Raw genomic sequence first — 21,506 nt, forward strand, 5'->3', positions numbered from 1 at the left:
CGGAATGGAGCTGCGCCCGCTCGGCTCCACCGGGCCCCGGGTGACGCCTATCGGGCTGGGCCTCGCCGCCGTCGGTCGACCCGGCTACATCACGCTCGACCGCGAGAAAGATCTCGGCAACGACCGCAGCGTGACCGCGCTGGAGCAGAGAGCCCACGACGTTTTGAGCGCCGCCTACGACGCCGGCATTCGCTACTTCGACGCGGCCCGCTCCTACGGGTTGGCGGAGCGATTTCTCGCGTCCTGGCTCCGCGAGCGGGCGCTGCCACCGGAGGCGGTCATTGTGGGATCGAAATGGGGCTATACGTACGTCGGCAACTGGCAGGTTGACGCCCGGCTCCATGAGGTGAAGGATCACTCGCTGGCGGCGCTGCGACGGCAAATCGACGAGAGCCGCGCGCTGCTCGGCAACTACCTCGATCTCTATCAGATCCATTCGGCGACGCTGGAGAGCGGCGTGCTCGACGATCCTACCGTCCTGGCCGAGCTGAACACGCTGCGGGCCGGCGGGCTCACGATCGGCATGTCGGTCAGCGGCCCGCGCCAGTCCGAGGTGATCCGGCGGGCACTCGCCGTCAGCGTCGACGGGGTCAATCCGTTCCAGTCGGTCCAGGCAACCTGGAACCTCCTCGAACCATCCGCCGGCCCCGCGCTGGCGGAGGCGCACGCCGCCGGCTGGGGCGTGATCATCAAGGAAGCGCTCGCCAACGGCCGGCTCGCCGACCGCGACCACGACGGGATTGCCGCCGCGCTCGCCAATCCCTGGGTGGATGTGGTGCTCTCCGGCGCGGTGACCAAGACGCAAGTCCGGAGCAACGCCGGCGCCCTCGGCGTGCAGCTATCGCCAGATCGGCTCGCCGAGCTCTCGAAGCTGGCCGAGCCGCCCGATCAGTACTGGAAAGAGCGCAGCCAGTTGGCCTGGCACTAGCGAATGGCGGAACCGACGGCCAGCCGGCCGTACATGCCGGGCTACGGGTTGCTCGATGCCGCCCAGGGCACCGGCCTGCTGCCGTGGTCGTGGGCGGTGGAGCGGCTGACGCGCTCGCACGATTACTGGATGGCGACGGTTCGGCCCGACGGCCGGCCTCACGTGATGCCCGTCTGGGGCGTCTGGGTGCACGACGCGCTGTGGTTTAGCTCGAGCCGTGGCTCGCGCAAGGCCCGCAACCTGGCCGCCAATGCCCACTGCACCATCACGACCGACAATGCCTACGAGCCGGTCGTGATCGAGGGCGAAGCGGCGTTGATCGATGACCTGGCTGCGATCGGCGCCTTCGTCACCGAGCTCAACCGTAAATACAAGACGGATTATTCGATCGACTTCTTCAACCCCACCGACAACGCCTGCTTCCGTGTCCGGCCGGCCTGGGCCTTCGGTCTCACCGAATCGGACTTCACGGGCACACCTACGCGCTGGACGTTTCCGTCGGCGCCGGACTGATTCGCACATCGTCGATTGGGATCGGTGTTTATCAATTTCACATTGATGACACCTATAGTGGTGCAAGAGAACCTCTCGACTACCTATCTGCAGGGGGGACCGAGTGATCGGACCTTTGGGGTCGGCTAATCGGGAAATCCGGGAGGCGGATCGACGGGATCAGCAGCGCCGGCAGGCCCGGTTGGCCGAGCCGCGCCGGCTGACGGATCATCTGCTTGGCCAATTGGAAGAGCTGAACCTCGACGGTGTTGACACGGTCCCGCAGGGTTACGAACGGGCCCTGGCCGAGTTGCGTGAGCAACTCGCGGGGTTGGCCGGTATCAGACCGCGGCTGATCGAGCGACTCCAGTCGGGAACACGCCCGGCCGAGCTGATCGATACGGTCTTCATCATCCAGGAGATCATCTGCCCGCCGCGCCTCCTCTCGGGCAGCGTGCCCCTCGACGACACCGAGATCGTCTGAAGGACCGGCGTCGGACGGTAGGATATGCGCCGTGAAAACATGCACCTGGATCCTGCTTCCGATCTCGGCCCTCCTCCTCGCCGCCTGTGGCAGTAGCGCAGCGGCCAAACCGCCGACCGCGCAGGAGATCCTCGCCAAACCCGACGCGGCCAACGTCAAGGATGGGCACTTCAGCCTTGTCGCCCACATCGTCAGCGGGAACATCGCGTTCGACGCCACCGGTGACGGGATCATCGTCGTCAAGCCCCAGCAGGCCTCCCGCTTCACCATGCTGACGACCATCGCCGGGCAACCGCTCAAATTCGAGGAGATCATCATCGGCGGGAAGGAATACGATCTCGCGCCCGACAATCCGCGCTGGACCGTCAAGCCGAGCACAAACTCATCCAACCCGAGCTCGTTCAAGGGAACGAATGCCACCTACCTGGGCGAGGAGACGCTCGCGCAGGGGAAGGCTTGGCACGTGAAGGCCAAGGACGACAGTGGCAATCCGTTCGAGGCCTGGGTACGGGAATCGGACGGTTATCCGCTAAAGTACGCGAGCACGATGCAGGGGTCCACATTCACCGCGACCTTCGACCGCTTCAATACGGGGCAGACGGTCAGCGCCCCGCAGGCATCGGACATCCAGCAATAGTGATCGCGAGCCAAAAACGAATCGCCGCGGCGATCGTGGCGGTTGGCGTGCTCGCCGGGTGCGGTGGGCCGGGCACGCCGCTGGCGCCGCCAACGGCCAAGGACATTCTGTCCAAGCCGAACCACGCCAGCTTGAAGGACGCCCATTTCCTGGTGACGGGCAAAGGCAGCACGCAGGGCACGGTGGTGGACCTCAACGGTGACGGCACGATCGTCTACAAGGCACCGGGTGCCGGCCACTTCAAATTCCACACAGCCGTCGCCGGACAGCAGATCACCGTCGACGACATTTCGATCAATGGCATCGACTACACGCTCACGGTCCCCGGGAACGGCAAGTGGACCGCGAGGTCGACCAGCTCGGGCTTCGGGCCGGGGAGCTTCGCCGGTGTCTCCGAGTTCACCTACGTCGGCGAGGAAAGCCTGCCCAACGGCAAAGCCTGGCACGCCAAAGCCAAGGACAAGGATGGCAACCAGTTCGACGGCTGGATTCGCGAAAGCGACGGGTACCCGCTCAAGTATCAGATCACCCAGACGAGCGACCAGGGAAGCAATGCGCTGACCCTGAGCTTTGACAAATACAACACCGGGGAGTCGATCACCGCACCGCCGGCCTCCCAGGTGGTGCAGGGTTAAGCTGCCGCTGCGCCGCTCGGTCCTACTGGTGATGATCGCCACCATCACGGCGGCATGCGGCGTTCCCACGCCGCTGGCCCCGCCAACCGCGAAGGAGGTGCTGGCCAAGCCGCAGCAGTCCAGCCTCACGGACGCGCATTTCAAGGTGACGGGGAAGATCGCGGATAACAACGCGACCATCGACATCGTCGGGGAAGGCGCCCTCGTCTACAAACCGAAGTTGGCGGGCCGCTTCCAGTTCACGACGACCGTCAGTGGGCAGACGGCAACCATCAAGGAAATCTCGGTCAACGGCGTGAACTATGGTCTGAGTCCGGCATCGCCCAAATGGGTGGCATCGCCGAGCACCACGGGGATCGACCCCAACGCGTTCGCCGGGAAGAGCGACCAGAAATACATTGGCGAGGAGAACCTGCCGCAGGGAAAGGCCTGGCACGTGACGGCGAAGGACGACGGCGGCAACGCTTTCGACGCCTACATCCGGGAGAAGGATGGCTATCCGATCAAGTATGTCGAGACCCAGGGCGGAGGCCAGAACATCACGCTCACCTTCGACCAGTACAACACCGGTGAGACGATCGCCGCCCCTCCCGCCGACCAGATCCAGGCCGGCTAGCCCTCTAAGCTACCTCCATGGAGGCGTTCGCCCGGACGGGCGAAGCGATTCGCGCGACCAGTAGCAAGCTGGAGAAGACGCGGCTGCTTGGAGAGTACTTCGCCGGGCTCGACGATGAGACCCTCCCGCTGGCGGCGATCTATTTCGCGGCTCGACCGTTCGCCGACCGCGACCAGCGGAAACTGAACCTCGGCTACGCGGTGATCCGCAATGCCGTCTGCGAGCTCGCCCAGGTCGATGAGGAGGCGCTCGGTGAGTCGTACATGCGGCACAGCGACGTGGGTGACGTCATCGAGGAAGTCCTCCAGGGCCACACGCATCCCCGACCGACGTCGCTGCCCGAGGTGCGGCAGACCTTCATCCGGGTCTACGAACAGCGGACCGTCAAGAAGAAAACCGAGGCGCTGCGCGAGCTGCTCGACCGGCTGACGCCGCGCGAGGCCAAATACATCGGCAAGATCCTCACCGGTGACCTGCGGATTGGGCTTCGAGCCGGGCTCGTCGAAGAAGGTATCGCCAAAGCGTTCGGCGCGCCCCTGCCCGATGTGTCGTGGGCCTCGATGCTCACCGGCGATCTGGGCGAGGTCGCCACGCTGGCCCGCCGCGGTGCGCTGCGCTCGGCGCAACTACGCCTGATGCATCCGCTGCAGTTCATGCTGGCCTCACCCGAGGAGGACGCGGAGGCCATCATGCGGCGCGTCGGCGGCGAGGCCTGGGTCGAGGACAAATACGACGGGATCCGCGGCCAGCTGCACAAAGAAGGCGACCGCGTCGTTCTCTACTCGCGCGATCTAAACGACGTCACCGCGAGCTTTCCCGAAGTGGTCGCCTCGGCCGGGGCGGTGCCCCATGACGTCCTCCTGGACGGCGAGCTGCTCGCCTTCAAAGACGGCGTCGTCCTTCCGTTTTTCGAGCTGCAACACCGGCTCGGGCGCAAGGTCGTCAGCGCGGCGTTGCTCGCGGAGGTTCCCGTCATCTTCGTCGCTTTTGACGTGCTCTACCTCGACGGCCGGAACCTGCTGACCGAGCCCCTGCGCGAGCGGCGCCGGCTGCTCGAGGCGCTCAACCTCCCCTCCCCTTTCATGCTCGCCTACCTGATCCGAGCGCTCGACGCCGTCGAGCTTGATCGGATCTTCGAGGGCGCGCGCTCACGAAACAACGAGGGGTTGATGGTCAAGGACCCGGAGAGCCGCTACACACCGGGACGGCGCGGGCTCGGCTGGCTCAAGTTGAAGAAAGCGCTCGCCACGCTGGATGTGGTCGTCACCGGAGTCGAGGTCGGGCACGGGAAGCGAAAGAACGTGCTGTCGGACTACACGTTCGCCGTTTACGACGAAGCCGCGGACCGGCTGGTCAACATCGGCAAAGCCTACTCAGGCTTGACCGACGCGGAGATCGCGCAGATGACCGACCACTTCAAGTCGATCACGCTCAAGGATTACGGCCGCTTCCGGTCGGTGCAGCCGGAAGTCGTGCTCGAAGTCGCCTTCGACGCGATCACGGAGTCGGGCCGTCACAACTCCGGTTACGCGCTGCGCTTTCCGCGCATCAAGCAGATCCGGACCGATAAGACGGTGCGCGAGATCGACACATTGGCCAACGTGGCGCGAATGCACCGCGCCTTCACGAGCGAGCGGGTGCAGCTGGTGGAGCCCGCCCAGACCTAGGCGGAAACGGGCACCCGCGCCTGCGACGCGGCACGGCTACGCGCGACGACGATCAGGGCGACGGCGAGGATGATGATGCCGCCCGCGATCACCAGCCGCGCGTTGACTGCCTCGCCGAGGAAGATGCCGCCCAGAATGACCGCGACCACCGGGTTGACGTACGCGTAGGTCGACACCAGCGAAAGAGGCGCGGAACGAAGCAGCCAAACATAGGCGCTGAACCCAACCAGGCTACCGAGGGCGATGAGGTAGAGCAGGGCCACGATCGATGTGGTCGAAACGTGCTGCCAGTGCAACCGGCCGAGCTCGCCGGTCAGGATGCTGGCCATGGCAAACACCAGGCCCGCCCAGAGCATTTCCATCCCGGCGGTCACCAGCGGGCGCTTGGGCAACTTGACATGACGGGTGAAGACAGAGCCGCTCGCCCAGCAGACCGGAGCTGCCAGCGCCAGCGCCGCGCCGAAGAGATTGATGCGGCCGGCGCCCGGCCAGCCGATGAGGAAGGCAACGCCGCCGAATCCGATCAACAAGCCAACGATGCCCAGGATCGGCAAGCGACGGCCAAAGACCACGCGATCGATGACCGCCATCCAAAGCGGCGCGGTCGCCACCAGCAGGGCGACGACACCGGTCGGCGCGTATTGCTCGGCAAGGATGACACCGCCGTTGCCGCCGACCAGCAGCGCACCGCCGATCACCAGCGCGGCCACCCACTGGCGAGCGCCAACGCGATCTCCGCCGGTATCGCCGGTTCGGATGGCGAGCAGATAGAGGACACCGCCGGCAACGAGGAAGCGCAGGGAGCCCATCAGGAACGGTGGGATGGTGTCGATCGCGTATTTGATGCCGAGGTAGGTCGATCCCCAGAGGATGTAAACCGTCCCGAGTGCCAGCCAGATGCGGACGCCCGGTCGGGCGGCCCCTGCGCCCGCTCGCTGACGTAGCGAGTGCGCCACGTCAGCTGGATTGAATTTCGGTGCGGTTGCCATGGGCGACCTGGGCCGGAATGCTCAGGCTGCCTTGCGGTCGGCGTCGCGGCGGCGGGTCAGCGGCCAGCGAAGGCGCGAGTTGTCGTGCGTATTCACATACGGAGAGTGCCGGACCAGCCGACGCTGAGCAGCCTCGCGCTGCAGGTCGGCCTGCCGATCCATCGCCCAGGTGTAGAGAGAGTAGTAATCGTTCATCATGCATGTCACCTCGCTGTAACCGTTTTGTGGGATCAGACTAGTTACAGCCGTTATTCTATCGTGTTAGATTTAACCCGTCAAGTGGTATAAGGGGGTTACAGGTGAACGAGTCCGTAACGGTTTCGGCGCCTCTGATGCCTATGGTGGTTGGTCACCTGGCGCGGCTCCAGACCGGCCTGGATTTCATTAATACGCTGGATCTGTGGCCGGTCAGCCATGACCACCTGGACTCCCCCACCAGCGCGCTGGACTGGTTGGTCGATCACGACCTGATGCATCAGGAGGCCCGGATCCACCTGCTCGCCCAGTACGAGGCGTCACCGGCGTCCGGGCTCGAGATGCTGAGCCGGCTGCGCCGGGTCCGGCAGGCCATGCGCGGTGTGCTCGAGGCGGCCGCCACACGGCAAGCTCCCGACCCCAGCGACCTCGCCGATATGAACCGAGCGCTGCGCACGCACTACATCTATGAGCTGGTTCCGGCGACCGACGGCGTCTCCCTCGACCACCGGCACCAGGGAGACCCGGTTAATGGCGCCATCGCCCGGCTCGCCGAGGCGATCGCGCGCGAGCTGATCCAGGGCGATACCACGCGGCTGCGCATCTGCGAGAACCCGCAGTGCCACTGGGTCTTTAAGGACACCTCGCGGACCGGGAAGCGCAAGTGGTGCAGCATGAGCAGCTGCGGCAACCGGGCGAAAGTCGCCCGGCATCGCGCACGCCAGAGAACCCAATCGCCCTCTCCCCTTTAAAGGATGGCACGGGGGGTAAAATCCTCGCCCGGAGGGGTGTCCGAGCGGTTTAAGGTGCGGCTCTCGAAAAGCCGTGTGGCGGCAACGCCACCGCGAGTTCGAATCTCGCCCCCTCCGCCACGGCCCCTTGGGTCAGGCCGCCGTCCGTGACCGACGGTACGCGTCGCGTGCGGGTGGCAGCCAGCGAACGGGCTCGGGCGCGATCGCGAGAAGGCGGGGCAACCCCGCGCGGAAGGCCGCGAAGGCCGCGCGTTGAGCCCTCCCCCACTTGAGCCCATATCCCTCACGCAAGCTCGGCGGCAGCAGTCCAGCGGTGATGACCGTGAGCGGCGCGAACGCCATCCGCGGGACGCCGCGAAACTCGGGATGCAGGATGACCTCGCTCATGCGTCGGGCGTCGGCGCCCACCGCCACCTCTCGCCGGTCGATCACTCCCTGCAAGTACGCCTCGAATGCCTCCACGCTCGCGGGGTACATCTCGCGTGGAACCCCCAGCAGCACGCCGATTTCCTTCGTGTCCTGATAGTACTGGTCCGCCTCGGCAGCGCTGAGCGGCCCAATCAGTGCCCGGTAACCGTGGATGGCAGAGTAGACCAACGTCGCCTGCACCCAGAGCAGGAGCTGGGGATCAGTCGCGGCATAGCCCGGGCCACGCACGGCGCGGTGTCTCGAGTTGATGGTGCGCACCGCCTGCATCGCCACCCGGCGCGGTCCGAAGACCATCGCCATCGTCAAGCCGAGCGTGCGTCGAAGCCGTCCGGCCGCATCGACCTGGTAGCTGCTGTGGTCCCGCACTCCCGCCGCGACTTTTGGATGCGCGAACTGCATCAGGATCGCGCAGGTGCCGGCGAGCGTGACGGCCGACTCGCGATTCACCCGCCAGATGATCGAGTGCGGACCAAAGAGCCCCTGATCCTCGTTTAGACTTCCTGACGCCATCGATGTGAGTCTAGCGGCCGGTCAGCACGACGACGTCCATTACATGGAGCGGGCCCTCGCACAGGCTCGCCAAGGCGCCTCCATTGGGGAGGTTCCGGTGGGGGCAGTCCTCGTCCGCAATGGTGCCGTCCTGGCGGAAGCCCACAACCTGATCGAAACGACGCCCAACGCAACGGCGCACGCCGAGATGCTGGTGCTCAACGAAGCGGCCCGTCTCGGCCGTTCGTGGCGCCTCGAAGACGTGACGCTCTATGTCACGCTCGAGCCCTGCCCGATGTGCGCCGGCGCGATGGTGCTGGCCCGGATCAGCCGCCTCGTCTATGGCACGCCCGATCCAAAGAAGGGCGCCGTCGACTCGGTGTACGACGTCCTGCGGAATCCCGCGAACAACCACCGGGTGGAGATCGCCTCCGGGGTGCTTGCCGAACCGGCAGGACGGCTGCTTCGCGAGTTCTTCGCCGCGCGACGGATCAAGCCGAGTTAGTCGGCCGCAGCGGCGCCACGGGCGTACGATCGAGTTGAAGATGAGCCTGGACGACGTCGTAGCCGAGCTGCTGGCGGGTCCGCTGAACGAATTCACCAACCGGCGCAATTTAAAGTCCAAAGAGCTCAAAGCGGCGAGCCATGGCGCGCTCGCCGCCGAGGTCGCCACCCTGAAGAAGCCGCCGGTCGCGGTTTGGGCGGTGAATCAACTGGCGCGCTCGAACAATCCGGTGCTCGAGCGATTGCGGCGCGCGGGAGAAGCCGTGGTGCAGGCGCAATCGGGGGCGGTCGCCGGGCGCAAGAATGCTGCGCTCGATTTGCGCTCGGCGTCGGACGCGTTGCAACGCGAGCTCGAAATGGCGGTGCGGGCGGCGGGCGATCGGCTCCGCGCGGACGAACATGCCGCCGACGAGGCGACCATCCGACGGATTCAGGAGATGCTGCGGCTGGCCGCGGTCTCTGGCGGAGAGACATGGGATCGCCTGCAACGCGGCGCGCTCATCAGCGAGCCGCGTGCCGGCGAGGACATGTTGACGGCGGCGTTTACGCCGGGTCCGGGCGTGGGCGGCAGGACCGAGGCGACTCGCGCCAGGGCGAACGGCGATAAGGCGGCTCGCGACGCGGCCCGGGAAGCGGTGGAGACCGAAAAGCGGATCGAGATGGAGCACGTGCTGCGCACCGCGAAGGCCGACGAAGAGGCGGCGCTGCAGGCCGAGCAGACGGCACACCGCCTGCGCGAGGAAGCCGACCGGATCGCCGCCGATGCGAAGCGCGCCAGTGAAAAGGCCCGCCAGGCGGAAAAGGAACTCGAGCGGGCCACTGCGAGGGCGAAGGCGTCGCGCGACGCGGCGCGAAAAATCAGCCGGCGCCGCTGACGAATCTAGGGCTGTCCGGCTGGCTTTGTTTGGTGGTCGTTCTGGGGGCTCGCCGACCCACGCGATTGCAAATCCTTTTTGCTCCCACTCCACGCCTGGTCGACGTGTGATTGCGTGCGAGCGACGGCCGCCGCAGCTTCGGGGTCGCCACCTGCCGCGAGCGTTCCCGCCAGCTGGGTGAGGCTGGCATCGGCGTGCGCGGCGCGATCGTCCGCTAGGCGGCTGAGGTCAGCGACCGCGCGGGTGTCCAGGGTGGTGCCGGCGATCGATCGATTGAACTGGCTGACGGCGGTATCGTACTGAGCCATCCCGCGCACGCCATCCGCGACGCGGCCTGCGGCGAAGAGCCGTTGCGCCTCGGCCAGTCGAGTGTCAGCGATCTGCAGCTCCAGGCGCGCCTTCGCAGCGGAGTCAATGGTGGTTGCCAGCTGCGCCCGCTCGACGCCCAGCTTGACCCCGTAAAGCGGATCACCGGGGAGGCTGTTGCTCGAGGCCGCGGCGACCGTCACGCCGCCGACCACCAGCGCAACCGCGAGCGCGCCGGCGTAGGCCATGCGGACGACCGGCCTGGGTAGCGCCGCCAGCAGGTTCCAGCGCCGGGCTTCACGCCGATGGGCCGCGGCGGCGAGCATCCGGTTTCGGGCCCGCAGCCGGAATGCCGGATCGGCAGCCGGGGCCTCCAGCCCGCCGAGGTCGACCGACAGCCGGAGCAGCGCGATCAGCTCATCGCGCTCCGCTGGATACCGGCGCAGCACGTCCTGGAGATTGTGTTTGTCGTCCATCGCGGCGAGGCACTCTTCCAGCGGCCGCGTCAGATCACGCACGTCGTGCCTCCACCTGCTCGGGCTCGAGCAGGAAGCGGTAGAGGCTGGCCAGCGCCCGATGCTGCATCGAGTGAATGGCCCCGGCCCGCCGGCGCATGAGGCGCGCGATCTCGTCGACGCCAAGGTTGTCGATGAACCGCATCGTGATCACCTGCTGCTGTTCCGGTGTCAGCCGCTGCACCGCCGCGAGCAGCCGGCGGCGCTCCTCCGAGAGCTGCGCCAGCGCGGCCGGATCGGCGTGCGGTCGGACGTCGCGGACCTGGTCGGTGAGCTCCATCGGCTCGCGCCCGGCGCGACGGTAGCGGTCGACCAGCAGGTTGTGGGCGATCCGGTACAGCCACGAGGAAAAGGCCACCCCGCGGGGCCGGTAGCGGTGGATCGAGTCGACCATCTTCAAAAACACCTGCTCAGTCAGATCTTCGGCGTCGGCATGGTGGCGGACTCGTGTGTACAGATAGCGGTAGATCCCATCGAAGTGCCGGTCATAGAGCTCGGCCAGTGCCCCCACATCGAGGGCCTGGGCGCGGCGGATGAGGGCGTCGTCAGACGTCTTCAAGTCGCCTACAGCATATAACGCATCCTCCGCCGAATTTGAACGGGCGCACGTGGCTAACCTCTTATAATCACGTGCACCCGCGGTGGCTTTAGCTCAGCTGGTTAGAGCATCAGATTGTGGATCTGAGGGTCGAGGGTTCAAATCCCTCAAGCCACCCCAAACCTGACGTCAGGCCCCGCTCAATGCGCCTGGTTTGGCAGCCACCGAGCGAATGCGCCGGCCCCGGCGCCAAGTGCGGTAGGGATAAGCGCAACCAGCGTCTCGTAAAGCGGTGCGGGCTTGACAAGGCCAGGATGATAATTGGCTGCATAGCCGACCACGGAGCTCGCCGGTACTGCGAGCCACAGGGCCGGAATGAAGAGCCAGGCCAGGCGCGGACGCCAGAGGGTGAAACCGAAACACGCAACGATCAAGGCCGCGGCCACGGGCTGTACATCGTCCGCTGCGTGATAGTTGAGCCAGCCGATGACAACGTCCACCGCCAGTAGCAACACCGCCGGAAGCAGCCTTTTCATCAGTCCCGGCGTCCGCCAGTGGGCGTCCAGGGCTCCGCGCACGGCATCAGCCTTGGTCCGCCAGCCTTTCGGCGAGACGTCGAGGAGGACATCGAACTCCTCACCGTAGCGGGCCCGCCAGGCTCGCGGGTAAAGGCGCATTAACCATTTCACGTCTTCGCCAGGCGACGCATGCCGGCGGCCGTCACCCGCCTCAGTGTGTCGAGATGCGCTCGTAACGTCTGGGCGCCGCTGGCCGTCAGCCGGTAGGGCCGGCGACGATCGTCGGACGGAAGCGGCTCGATCAACCCCCGCTCCTCCAGACGGGCAATCGCTCCGTAGAGAGTGCCGGGCCCGAGCCGGAGACCGGTCACGGCTTCGATGTCGCCGGTGATCGCGTAGCCGTGCCTGGGGCCCTGCGCCAAGCTGACCATGATGAGGACCGCCGGCTCGGCGAAGCGACCGAGGCCCCCGATCCCAGCCGCCTGCTTCATCTCGCGATAGATCGTATCACGTAGGTGACGAGAACACCATTACTCTTGAGATCTGTTCACCTTAGGCGGCCGGTATGTCGGAGACCGCGACCTCGGCGGCTGAGGCGTAACCGTTGACGGCGCTGGTCGCCGTCAGCCGCAGATATCGCGCCGTCGTGGCCGTGAAGGCGGCCGACTTGATCGAGCTATCTGGGGCCCACAACCCCGACGCGACCAGCGTGTAGGCGATCCCATCGGTGCTGACCTCAACCGTGTAGCCGGTGATGGTGCCAGTGATGTCGCCGTCGAGGCGACCCTGGTACGTCAGGCCCGTCAACGTCCTGGCCGCGCCGGTGTCGATGGTGAGTGAGATTGGCAGCGGTGTATGCACCGGACTGAACTCCGAGTGCCAGATGGTGGTGAGCCTGCCGTCGATCGCGTTGCTTGCCGGGTAGCCGTTGTTGGCACTGCTCGCCGTCGCGGTCATGTCGGAGTGCAGCACGAAGTGCGGCCACGCTCCCGACGGCACTGTCGCGACAGGGCCATTGCAGGTCGCGCGCAGATTGGCCCAGTCGGTGCGATCGTTGTAGCCGCCGTCGCCGCCGTCACCGACAAGGAGGGTGAGAACGCTCGCCCCGGTCAAATCCACCTCGATCGGTTTGGTGATGTTCTGCCTTACCAGGCCACTCTCGAAGACGCTACGGCCGTCCGTGAGGACGGAGAACGTGGCCGTCGCTCCCGCGGTCGTCCACCTGGCGGAATCGTCGATGCCGACGATCGCGGACAGGTGGGTGCAGTTGCCGCCCAGGTAAAACTCGATCTGCGACGGTGACGCGACCCCGATGCCCTTGGGATACCTGGTGCCCATCAAGCTGATCGGGCCGCCACAACAATCGCCGTCCAGACGGGGCACCAGGTAGCCGCTGCTGGCGTCAAGCCAGGTGTGATCGCTCAGGTAGTTGTCATTGGCGGGCGGGGCGGTCGGGACCAGGACGCTGGAGCGCGTGGTCGCACCGGCGCTATTGTGCCTGCCCCAGCGATAGCTGACGCTCGCGACGAGCTCATTGGTACCGGGCAGGGTGCCGGGCGGCACGGTCACGGACCACGTGATCGTCAACGGCTCGCCGGTGGCGAGGGTCACGCCCCCTTGATCCGCCTGACTTCCGGTCGTATCACCAAGGTTGGGCTGCTGTTGAACCGACCAGCCCGAGGGGGCGGCCAGCGTCAGCTGGACATCCTGTATGGGACGGCGCCCGTTGTTTTCGACGGTGACCGTTACTGGTAGAGCCTGCCCGGGAATCGCGAGGCGCAGGTCCGACCCGGCATAGGGCGCCGGCGTGGAGGGCGACGAGAGGAACACCGCCGGCGGCGTCGACGAGGTGGCGCCGGGAGAAACGCGATACAGCACCGCCTCGTGCGCGCCGACGTTGGCGACAATCCGGCCAGCCGTCTCGGTCGTGCTGTGTTTCCAGAGATCGTGAAGGCTGTAGCGTGACGCGCGGCTCATGCCGACAGTCTTGGCGTCGGTGCTGATCGTCAGCGGCGTCGTCCCTCGATTCAGCAGCGTAACCGCACGATCGCCATTGGCCAGCGCCTTGACCCACACCTGGCCATCGCCCTGGGTGGAGATGGGCGTCCCCTGCACCCCGTTGCCGTCCTGGTTGATGGCGAGCACGTCGGGATTGGTCAGCATATCGATCGCATCTTGCGAGAGTGCCCGGACGTCACTCCCGATGATGAGCGGCGCTGCCGAGACCGACCACATCGTGAACTGGGTCTGCGCCTCGACCCGGGTCATGCCGAGTTCTGGCCCCAAGTAATCAGGGTCGTTCCAATGACCGGGACCGGCGGCCTCGGGGTGACTGGCATTATGGTCCAGGTTGCGCAGGACGTCGCGGAACTGGATGTTGCGGACGAAGCCGACATCGGTGTCTGTCCTCCACGAGTTGCCGGTGCTCGGCCCGAAGCTATAGGAGTTGTAGACGGACTGCGCGAAGCCTGGGTAGTTCGGGCTCCACGGGCTCGACCCCGGAGTAAACGGGTTGCAGATGTTGAAGAGGATTGGTCGGTGGCTCGCATTCGCGAGCAGGGCGTCGCGGAACTTCGCGTAGGCGTCGGCCGGGTTGAGCTGCTGCTTCGTGCCGCCACAGAAGTCGACTTTGAGTGCGTCGTAACCCCAGGCCGCAAACTGGTTGGCGTCCTGCTGGTAGTGCCCGTAGCTGCCCTGCCCAGCTCCGCCGCAGCCGTCGCTGCCGGCGTCCGTGTAGATCCCCGCCAGCAAGCCTTTTGCGTGGATATAGTCGGCGACCGCCTTCATGCCTCCCGGCCAGCGGCCGGCGGCGACGGTGATGTTGCCGGCGGCGTCCCGGGTCCCCTTCCACCATCCGCCGTCGATCCAGACATACCGGTAGCCGAAGGCCTTGAGTCCGCGGCTCACGATGGCGTCCGCCACCGACTGAATGGTGGCCTGATCGAAACTGTCTCCCAAGCCGTAGAAGGTGTTCCAGCCCTGGTACGGCGTCCGCGCAAGACCATTGTCCAGGGCAAGGGCACGCATCGGTGCAATTCCGGCGGTCACTGCCAGGGCCAGGCTGAGGCTGAGCGCGGAGGTCAGGACGCCCGAAGCCAGGCGGGCGAAGCGAAAACGAATGTGGTCCTCCTTCCCCCTCAGTGAAGCTCGGCCAGCCTCCCTCTTCGGACGTTAATGATCCGCCGGGCGCGCTGTCAAGGATTTGGCCTCTTTTGTCCCGTCCGCTTCCGCTAGTGCCCAGCTCGCGCCGGCGTGGTTGGGATCGAGATCGAGAACCTCTTCGAACGCGGTTCGGGCCGGGTTCCGGGATCCAAGGCCGAGGTGAGCGAGCCCCTCGAGATAGCGGCTCTGTGCCCGGTTGCGGCGCGCGAGATCGTCCTCGAAGAGCAGGAACGCCGGCAGGGAGGTGGCAAAGAAGTCGATCCGAACCTCGGCCTCAGCCTGGCGCTGGGCGGCGGCGCGTAACTCTTCGAGCAATTGCCTGGCTGCGACGTCGTCACCCAGCCGGCGCAAGGCGAGTGCTCGCCAGAAGGTGGCCTCGGAGACCAACGGCACGGGGACCATCACCGGCTGCCGCGACGGTCGGGGTTCCGCGGCCAGGTCGAGCTCTTGCCGTGCACGATCCATATCGCCGAGCGCCTCGAAGGCGAGGCCGAGATGGTAGCGGAGATCGTGCTCAGAGGTCAGCAAGTGCCTGCCCTCCCCCAGGTTTTCCGGATAGCGCATCGCTGCCTCCAGATGCCCGCGCGCGTCCTCCGGACGATTGGCGGCAAGCGCGGCCTGACCCAGCCGAAGATGGGCGCGCACATACTGGCCCGACACCAGACCTTCGCCGCCCTCCCACGGATGGAAGCGGCGGGACATGATGTACGCCAGCGCCGCCTCGTGCCGACCCAGGTCGTTATACAGCGTGGCCAGCTCGGTTCCCAGATCATCGCGGCGGTCGACGAGGTCGCGGTGCGCTTCGAGATCCAGGAGACGCTGCGCGGCCGGGCGACCCGAGCGCTTCGCGAGCTGGTCAGACTCGAGGAGGACTCGTGCGTCGCCTGGGTCGGCGTCGAGCGCCTTTCGGTACGCGGACTCTGCGTCTTGAGGCCGATGGCGGATGTTGAAATAGGCAATGCCGAGGTTTCGCCATGTCACCGGGAAGCTCGGGTCGAGCGTGGCGGCACGCTCCCAGGCGATGATCGCCTCCTCGTAACGGCGCCGGTCGTAGAGCAAATTTCCCAGGTGGTATGGTGCCCGGGCGTCGTCGGGATTCGCGACGATGGCACTCTGCAGGATCGCGATCTCCTCGAGCCGGCCGAAGAAGGCGGGCCCCGGCTCACTGGACGCGGCGATCGCACGATGACGTGCCGCCTCCGGCACATATCCGGCTCGCTCGTGCAGCCAGCCGAGGTGGTAATGGCCGATTGGGATCAGGGCATCCTGGGAATTCGCAGCAAGGCCGGCGTCCGCTGCGGTGATCGCGTCATCCCAGAGGCCCCCCGCTGCCAGGTCGAGCGCGACGTCGAGGTGCGTCTGAAGGTCACCGAACCGGATCGCGTCAGTCTGCTGACGCAATTGCTGCACCGCCCATCGATGCTCGAGCGCGGCCCACAGGTCCAGCGGATCGCGCTGCAGGGTCGTCTCGGCTTCGCGGAGCGCCTCCTCCGGACGCCCCGTGTGTCGCAGCATCGCGGCGCGGAGGTCGCGCGCTTTGAGGTCGTCCGCATTGAGCGAAAGAGACCGCTCCAGGTGGGTGAGCGCGCGATGGAAATGGCCGCGGGCGGCGTCGATCTCGGCCAGCGCGTGGTACGAGGCGTTTGCCCACGCCTCGTTCCAGCTCGCCTTATAGAAGGTGTCGTACGCGTTATCGTCTTGGCCGAGATGGCGCAGCGTGATACCCAGGAGATAGAGCGCCTCTCCATCGTAGGGATTTGGGTTGCGGCGGGTGAGCCGGTCAATTGACGTCCGCAGATGTTTTTCCGCGAGCGCGAATTCGCCGCGCCGGAGGTGCCATGCGCCGAGCGCCGCATTGCTTCTCGAGTCACCGGGATCCCGCCGGATCGCCTCGCGCCAGTAGGGCTCCGGCGAGCGCGTCGGGTGACGATACTGCTCGAGGTGGAGGCCTATGAGGAACAGCTCGTCATTGGACGCGATGTCGGCAGGTGGCCGCGGTTCTGAGGCGGGCGCCGGCAGTTCCTCCTCGACTGCCGCCGCCGGCTGGTGCGAGAGCAGCTCGCGGCCGTCGCCCGCGCGAACGATGAGCTGCAAGTGCGTCGCGTCCGTCCGCGCCGGGAGCGGAACGCTCGTGACGAAGGGCATGTTCGGCGCCAGGTGCACACGCCGCTCGAACAGTTGCTCACCGTTTCGCTCCAGCAGGATCTGCGCGTCCGGAAAGTCGCCGGTCACGGCGAGCCCGACGTGAGCGGCGCCCTCCGCGAGACGCAAGCTCGCCGCGGCATCGAGGTTTGCATGAGTCGCCGGGCCGATCTTCTGGATCGGATACCAGTACTGGCGGAACGACTTCGTCTCATAGGGCTGGAGAAACGAGAAGTCGGGTTGGTTGTCGCTGTATCCGCCCGCCATCAGCTCGACGTAGGGGCCGTCCTCATCCGTGAGGTTGCGGTCCCAGGCGTAACCGAACTCGTGGTTTCCCCAGGTCCAGAGCTTCTTGCCGGGTGCCACGCGGTGGTCGGCAATGTGAACCACGCCGGCATTCGCCCCATGGTCATAGCCGCCGAGGAAATCGTGGCGTGATCCCATCGCCATGTACGAGGTCGGCACCGGGATGTTGCGATACCAGCGGAGGTCGGTCCCACCTTGGGGGTTTGCCGCGTAGTCGACACCGTAGTAAGGGCCGCGGGCTATGGGAAATCTGGACATCGCACGCTTCGCGTGATCAGCGACGTACCAGACGTCCGGAGGAAAGAAGACCTCGTAGCGGTCGTGAACGTGGACGCCGACGTTCGCCCACCAGAGGAAGGTCTGCGTCAGGGACGTGCGGTTGTAGACGCGCGCCTCGGCCTCCACATAGGAGCGGCCTGGCCGCAGGCGGATGCCCACCATGACCTTCAGCCGCCCCATCGGCTCGTGCTCGGAGAGCCACACCGTCCGGCTACCGTCCGAGTCTTCTTCGATCGACCAATCGACCGGCATGAAGGTCGATGGGCGGTGATGCTGTGGCGAGTTGAACTCGACGCCGCCGGAAATCCAGGGCCCGAGCAAGCCCACGAGAGCCGGCTTGATGACCCTTTGCCGGTAAAAGAAGTGGTAGCCGTTGGTCATGTCCTGCCCGATGTGGATCCGTCCTCCGATCTCCGGCAGGATCATCAGTCGGACCAACCCGTTCTCGAGATGAACGGCCTGCCAAGCCCGGTCGACCCGTTCATCAGACACGCGATCCGTGACCGGATTCGGATATACCCGACCGCTGCTGCCCTGGTAAACGCGCTTCTCTAGGAACATCGGGCTCCGCTCCGGTGGCTGCTCGGGATAGGTAGGGATCACGACCTCGTCGTGCCAGGCGCGGACATCGCTCACGTTCACCGCCTGCGACTATAGACGCATGGTGGCCTTCCGGCCGTGAGCCGTCCAACCGGCAATGTCCTCACCCTGGGCGAGACCATGGTTCTGCTGCATCCATCGGATTCCAGGCCGCTGCGCTCCTCCGGCCGGCTGGACGTCGGCGTCGCAGGCGCCGACTCCAACTTCGCGATCGCCATGACCCGGCTCGGCTGGCCGGCGATCTGGCTGAGCGCGGTTTCCGAAGATTCGCTCGGCGACCTCGTCGTGGACATTGTTGGCGGCGCGGGCGTGGACGTATCCCGCGTTCGCCGTGACCCGGATCATCGGACCGGTGTCTTCTTCAAGGTCCGACAGGAGGGACAGACCCGCGTGCTCTATTACCGCAACGGCTCGGCCGCCAGCCACTTCAACCCCGATTGGCTCGAGCCGTCGCTGTTCGAAACCGCGGCCCTGCTGCACCTCAATGGGGTCACCTGCGCGCTCAGCGCGTCTTGTGCTGCGAGCGTCGTCCGCGCCGTTGCCCTCGCAAAGCAGCACGACGTCAGCGTCTCCCTGGACCTGAACCTGCGTCTTCAGCTGTGGGACCTCGAGCGTGCACGGACCACATTGATCCCTCTCTTATCAGATATCGACATCGTGCTGGGCACTGAGGAGGAGTTGCTGGCCCTTTCCGACACTCGCGCGCTCGACCAAGCACTGACCATGTTTGCCGCGCGCGGGGCGAGGGTGATCGTAGCCAAACGTGGCCCGTTTGGTGCTGTCGCTCTGGCTGGCGGGAAACGAACCGACCACCCGGGCTTTGTTCCGCCGGCCGTCGTCGACGAAGTCGGAGCCGGCGACGGATTCGCGGCCGGCTTCGTCTCCGCGCTTCTGCGCGGCGCCCCCGTTGAGGAGGCCCTGCGTCAAGGGAACCTGGTTGGGGCCGCCGCGGTGACCGTCGCCGACGATTTTTCCGGGTACCCGACGCAGTCGCAATTGGAGACCTGGCTCAGGGAGTGGCCAATGCGCGGACCATCTGCGCCGCCCGCTGCCGGATGACGTCCCGCGTTGCCCCGGCAGTCAACCAGCTCCCGACTCCCACAGCGACGGCCCCCGCGGCAATAAAGGCGGCGGCGTTCTCCAGCGTCACGCCACCCGTGGGGATCAGCGGCACATCCGCCAGCGGCCCCCGCATCTCCCGCACGTAGGCTGGACCCACGGCGGAGGCCGGGAACAACTTCACCGCCGAGGCCCCGGCCCGCCACGCCGCCAGGATCTCGGATGCTGTAAAGGCGCCGGGAAAGAACGGCATCCTTCGGCTCACGGCCCAATCGATCAGCTCCAGATCCGTGTGTGGCGAGACCAGGAAGCGCGCACCGGCCTGAACCGCGGCCGCCGCGCTCGCCACGTCGAGCACGGTCCCGGCACCCACCAGCAGCGATCCGTCGGTGTGGCGCTCCGCCAGCGAACGAATCGCATCGATGGCGTCCGGACTGTCGAGGGTGACCTCGAAAGCGCGCACGCCGCCCGCCACCAGCGCCTCGGCCACCTGCGGGATCGAGTTGGGCTCGAGTCGCCGCCCGATCGCGATGACACGCGACGCATGGATCTCTTCCGGGATCCGAGGCCGGCGTTCCGGTAGGTCAGACGAGGAGGCTTTCAAACTCCTCCAGGAAATAGTCGATCATGGCTCTCTCCTCGCGGTCCAGCGGCCAGCCCGGCGCCCGGCATCGGTCGCTGGCGACGATTCCGCGCCGCGCGAGGATCGTCTTTTCCGCCTGGATAATCAGTTCGACGTGCTGCATCCAATACGAAATGTACGGGAGCATTCGCCGGTGCAAATCGAGCGCCTGGTCGTGCTCGCCGGCCTCCCATGCGCGCCACAGGGCAACGTAGACCTCGGTGAAGGAACACCCGGGTTGCACACCGACGGCGCCGCGGCGCAGCGCGTCGGGCAGCTGGACACCGGCGTAACCGACGAGGGCCGGAAGCGGCGGATCACCCTCGGCGAGGTCGGCGATAAGGCGGCCCGGAGGCGTCGATTCGACCTTGACCATCCGAAGGTTCGAATGGGCGGCCGCAAGGCCCCGCAGCGATGGGGCGTCGAGGTTGGTCCCGGTCAGCGCCGGCGCGTACTGGATGATGACCGGCGCATCGACAGCGTTAAGGATGGCCGCGAGATGGTCGATGATGGCACCGCGCGAGGGCCCGAGCAGGTAGGGCGGCAGAATGTTGAGCGCGCTCGCACCGCCGGCGACGGCTTCCCTCGCCTTGCTGACCGCCACCTCGGTCGCGTGGTCCGTGATGGAAATGATTGCCGTTACGTCGTCGTGTCCACGCGTTTCCTGGAGCAACGCCTGCCGCAGCTGAGTCCGCTCCTCGTCCGTGAGTTTGTAGAACTCGCTGGCGAACCCAAACAGCATCACCGCGGTGACCCCGGTCCCCAACACGTGGCGCGTCATGTTCTTGAAGCCATCGAGGTCGATATCGCCGTTCTCCAGGAAGGGCACGGCAAGAACCGGGCAGACGCCTCGAACCGTCATGGATGCTGACCGCTGCCCAGCGTCACCTCGAGGGACCAGCGCAGCGACCGTCCGGGCCGGATGTGTGGCACGCGCTGGTTCGAGACGGCCAGCCTCAGGTCGTCGTAGTAGCCTGTGCTCGGTTCCAGCGCGATGACGGGGTTCCGCGCGTAGGCACCGTTGTCCAGCCAGATGCCCAGGTATGGAACCGGTTCCGGATCCCAGGCGAGTCGCAGCCATGGACCGTCGCCATCGATCAGACCGGCGGTTCCAATCTTCGCGTCGGGAAGTGCGTAGAGCTTGCGACCGCCGCCGCGAGGCAGGCCACGCGTCGACTCGACCTCCGGACCCGGCCAGTGAACGTTTTCGGGCGCCTTGCCTGGCGTAACATCTACCAACTCGTCGACCTCAGCGGGCAGGACGATCCGCGTGCCGGTCTCCCCGACCACGAACTGGGGGTGGGCGGCCCACAAGAGCCAGAGCGGCGTGGGACCCGTGGCGGAAAGGTCGTACTGCAGCTCGAGCCATGCACCCTCGACGCGCATCGTCCGGGTCACCCGGTAGGGAAGCGCGCGCCCGGCCGTCGAGCACACGAGGACCTCGCCGGCTGATGTGGTCTCCCAGGGCAAGGCCCAGACCTCGCCATGGTCGGGCAACGGCGTTCCCTGGTAGTCGCCGTCCGGGTAGGTAGCGCCAATGATGGTGGGAAGCATCTCGTCCCAGCCGAACAAACCGGCGTCGATGAACGCGCTTCCGTAGGTCGGGGGACCACGAAGCTCTCCGACCGGCTGCTCCAGCCACTCGCGACCGCTCGGGCGATGCCGCAGGCTGGCGATCTTCGCGCCCCGGCGAGGCAGTACGAGGACGTCAATCTCATCGGTCCTCAACCGTTTCCCCGGCTCACCTCGCCAGAGCACGTCGGCCAA

General features: G+C 66.4%; 23 protein-coding genes and 2 tRNA genes. 13 read left to right on the top strand and 12 right to left on the bottom strand.

The genetic code is table 11. The features are described from left to right. Positions 1-4 precede the first annotated feature (4 nt). The 7 genes from VHK65_08210 (at position 5) to VHK65_08240 (ending at position 5,459) form a co-directional block, all read left to right on the top strand. A complete protein-coding gene (locus VHK65_08210) occupies positions 5-928 on the top strand; it encodes an aldo/keto reductase (GenBank protein ID HVS06138.1) in 924 nt (307 codons plus the stop codon). A 3-nt stretch (positions 929-931) separates the two neighbouring features. Next, positions 932-1,441, top strand: a complete 510-nt coding sequence (locus tag VHK65_08215; protein HVS06139.1) for a pyridoxamine 5'-phosphate oxidase family protein — start codon at positions 932-934, stop codon at positions 1,439-1,441. A gap of 103 nt (positions 1,442-1,544) precedes the next feature. Further along, positions 1,545-1,904: a hypothetical protein gene (locus VHK65_08220; GenBank protein ID HVS06140.1), complete on the top strand. Its 360-nt coding sequence runs from the start codon at positions 1,545-1,547 to the stop codon at positions 1,902-1,904. Positions 1,905-1,935: 31 nt separating this feature from the next. Next, positions 1,936-2,541, top strand: coding sequence for a hypothetical protein (locus VHK65_08225; protein HVS06141.1), 606 nt, complete (start codon positions 1,936-1,938; stop codon positions 2,539-2,541). Further along, on the top strand, positions 2,541-3,176 hold the full coding sequence (locus tag VHK65_08230; GenBank protein HVS06142.1) for a hypothetical protein: 636 nt from the start codon (positions 2,541-2,543) through the stop codon (positions 3,174-3,176). Before VHK65_08225 ends, VHK65_08230 begins: the two co-directional genes overlap by 1 nt. Positions 3,177-3,204: 28 nt before the next feature. Further along, positions 3,205-3,792 (top strand): hypothetical protein, encoded by a 588-nt coding sequence (locus VHK65_08235; GenBank protein HVS06143.1) that lies wholly within the window; start codon positions 3,205-3,207, stop codon positions 3,790-3,792. Between the two features lie 17 nt (positions 3,793-3,809). Then, entirely contained in the window at positions 3,810-5,459 is a 1,650-nt protein-coding gene (locus VHK65_08240; GenBank protein ID HVS06144.1) for an ATP-dependent DNA ligase, read from the top strand. On the opposite strand, the gene VHK65_08245 is transcribed toward VHK65_08240, so the two are convergent. Both VHK65_08245 and VHK65_08250 read right to left on the bottom strand, forming a co-directional pair. Continuing rightward, on the bottom strand, positions 5,456-6,448 hold the full coding sequence (locus tag VHK65_08245) for an EamA family transporter (GenBank protein HVS06145.1): 993 nt from the start codon (positions 6,446-6,448) through the stop codon (positions 5,456-5,458). The genes VHK65_08240 and VHK65_08245 overlap by 4 nt on opposite strands. A 21-nt stretch (positions 6,449-6,469) precedes the next feature. Continuing rightward, positions 6,470-6,646 (bottom strand): hypothetical protein, encoded by a 177-nt coding sequence (locus VHK65_08250; protein ID HVS06146.1) that lies wholly within the window; start codon positions 6,644-6,646, stop codon positions 6,470-6,472. Between the two features lie 134 nt (positions 6,647-6,780). Between VHK65_08250 and VHK65_08255 the strand changes: the two genes are divergently transcribed. Together VHK65_08255 and VHK65_08260 are read left to right on the top strand one after the other, a co-directional pair. Continuing rightward, positions 6,781-7,395 carry a CGNR zinc finger domain-containing protein gene (locus VHK65_08255; GenBank protein ID HVS06147.1) on the top strand — a complete coding sequence of 205 codons (615 nt, stop codon included), beginning with the start codon at positions 6,781-6,783 and terminating at the stop codon, positions 7,393-7,395. Between the two features lie 30 nt (positions 7,396-7,425). Beyond that, a tRNA-Ser gene (locus VHK65_08260) sits at positions 7,426-7,515 on the top strand. 12 nt (positions 7,516-7,527) lie between these two features. Here VHK65_08260 and VHK65_08265 read toward each other — a convergent pair. After that, complete coding sequence (locus VHK65_08265) at positions 7,528-8,334, bottom strand: oxygenase MpaB family protein (GenBank protein ID HVS06148.1); 807 nt, start codon at positions 8,332-8,334, stop codon at positions 7,528-7,530. Between the two features lie 4 nt (positions 8,335-8,338). On the opposite strand from VHK65_08265, the gene tadA reads away from it, so the two are divergent. Further along, positions 8,339-8,818 (top strand): tRNA adenosine(34) deaminase TadA, encoded by a 480-nt coding sequence (gene tadA / locus VHK65_08270; protein ID HVS06149.1) that lies wholly within the window; start codon positions 8,339-8,341, stop codon positions 8,816-8,818. Between the two features lie 34 nt (positions 8,819-8,852). Beyond that, positions 8,853-9,692, top strand: a complete 840-nt coding sequence (locus VHK65_08275; protein ID HVS06150.1) for a hypothetical protein — start codon at positions 8,853-8,855, stop codon at positions 9,690-9,692. Between the two features lie 5 nt (positions 9,693-9,697). On the opposite strand, the gene VHK65_08280 is transcribed toward VHK65_08275, so the two are convergent. Together VHK65_08280 and VHK65_08285 are read right to left on the bottom strand one after the other, a co-directional pair. Continuing rightward, positions 9,698-10,516, bottom strand: coding sequence for a DUF5667 domain-containing protein (locus VHK65_08280; GenBank protein HVS06151.1), 819 nt, complete (start codon positions 10,514-10,516; stop codon positions 9,698-9,700). Continuing rightward, positions 10,509-11,072, bottom strand: coding sequence for a sigma-70 family RNA polymerase sigma factor (locus VHK65_08285; GenBank protein ID HVS06152.1), 564 nt, complete (start codon positions 11,070-11,072; stop codon positions 10,509-10,511). The genes VHK65_08280 and VHK65_08285 overlap by 8 nt, the downstream gene beginning before the upstream one ends. Before the next feature lie 82 nt (positions 11,073-11,154). Here VHK65_08285 and VHK65_08290 point away from each other — a divergent pair. Continuing rightward, positions 11,155-11,231, top strand: a tRNA-His gene (locus tag VHK65_08290). Between the two features lie 20 nt (positions 11,232-11,251). Here the strand turns inward: VHK65_08290 and VHK65_08295 are convergent. The 4 genes from VHK65_08295 to VHK65_08310 all read right to left on the bottom strand — a co-directional run bounded on the left by VHK65_08295 (position 11,252) and on the right by VHK65_08310 (position 18,094). Beyond that, on the bottom strand, positions 11,252-11,728 hold the full coding sequence (locus tag VHK65_08295) for a hypothetical protein (protein HVS06153.1): 477 nt from the start codon (positions 11,726-11,728) through the stop codon (positions 11,252-11,254). 8 nt (positions 11,729-11,736) lie between these two features. Beyond that, on the bottom strand, positions 11,737-12,060 hold the full coding sequence (locus VHK65_08300; GenBank protein HVS06154.1) for a helix-turn-helix transcriptional regulator: 324 nt from the start codon (positions 12,058-12,060) through the stop codon (positions 11,737-11,739). Positions 12,061-12,121: 61 nt separating this feature from the next. After that, positions 12,122-14,596, bottom strand: coding sequence for an NPCBM/NEW2 domain-containing protein (locus VHK65_08305; protein ID HVS06155.1), 2,475 nt, complete (start codon positions 14,594-14,596; stop codon positions 12,122-12,124). A gap of 144 nt (positions 14,597-14,740) precedes the next feature. Beyond that, positions 14,741-18,094, bottom strand: coding sequence for a DUF5107 domain-containing protein (locus VHK65_08310; protein ID HVS06156.1), 3,354 nt, complete (start codon positions 18,092-18,094; stop codon positions 14,741-14,743). Positions 18,095-18,136: 42 nt separating this feature from the next. Here VHK65_08310 and VHK65_08315 point away from each other — a divergent pair, with 42 nt between their 5' ends. Further along, the gene (locus VHK65_08315; protein ID HVS06157.1) at positions 18,137-19,117 is read left to right on the top strand and encodes a sugar kinase; all 981 of its coding nucleotides are present in this window, start codon (positions 18,137-18,139) and stop codon (positions 19,115-19,117) included. Here VHK65_08315 and VHK65_08320 read toward each other — a convergent pair. From VHK65_08320 to VHK65_08330, 3 genes are read right to left on the bottom strand one after another with little or no spacing between them, the layout of a single operon-like run. Next, positions 19,068-19,721 carry a bifunctional 4-hydroxy-2-oxoglutarate aldolase/2-dehydro-3-deoxy-phosphogluconate aldolase gene (locus VHK65_08320; protein HVS06158.1) on the bottom strand — a complete coding sequence of 218 codons (654 nt, stop codon included), beginning with the start codon at positions 19,719-19,721 and terminating at the stop codon, positions 19,068-19,070. The genes VHK65_08315 and VHK65_08320 overlap by 50 nt on opposite strands. Then, complete coding sequence (locus VHK65_08325) at positions 19,702-20,601, bottom strand: dihydrodipicolinate synthase family protein (GenBank protein HVS06159.1); 900 nt, start codon at positions 20,599-20,601, stop codon at positions 19,702-19,704. Before VHK65_08325 ends, VHK65_08320 begins: the two co-directional genes overlap by 20 nt. Beyond that, the gene (locus VHK65_08330; GenBank protein HVS06160.1) at positions 20,598-21,506 is read right to left on the bottom strand and encodes a hypothetical protein; all 909 of its coding nucleotides are present in this window, start codon (positions 21,504-21,506) and stop codon (positions 20,598-20,600) included. Before VHK65_08330 ends, VHK65_08325 begins: the two co-directional genes overlap by 4 nt.

The sequence above is a fragment of the Candidatus Dormiibacterota bacterium genome, assembly GCA_035544955.1.
Taxonomy (GTDB): Bacteria; Chloroflexota; Dormibacteria; order CF-121; family CF-121; genus CF-13.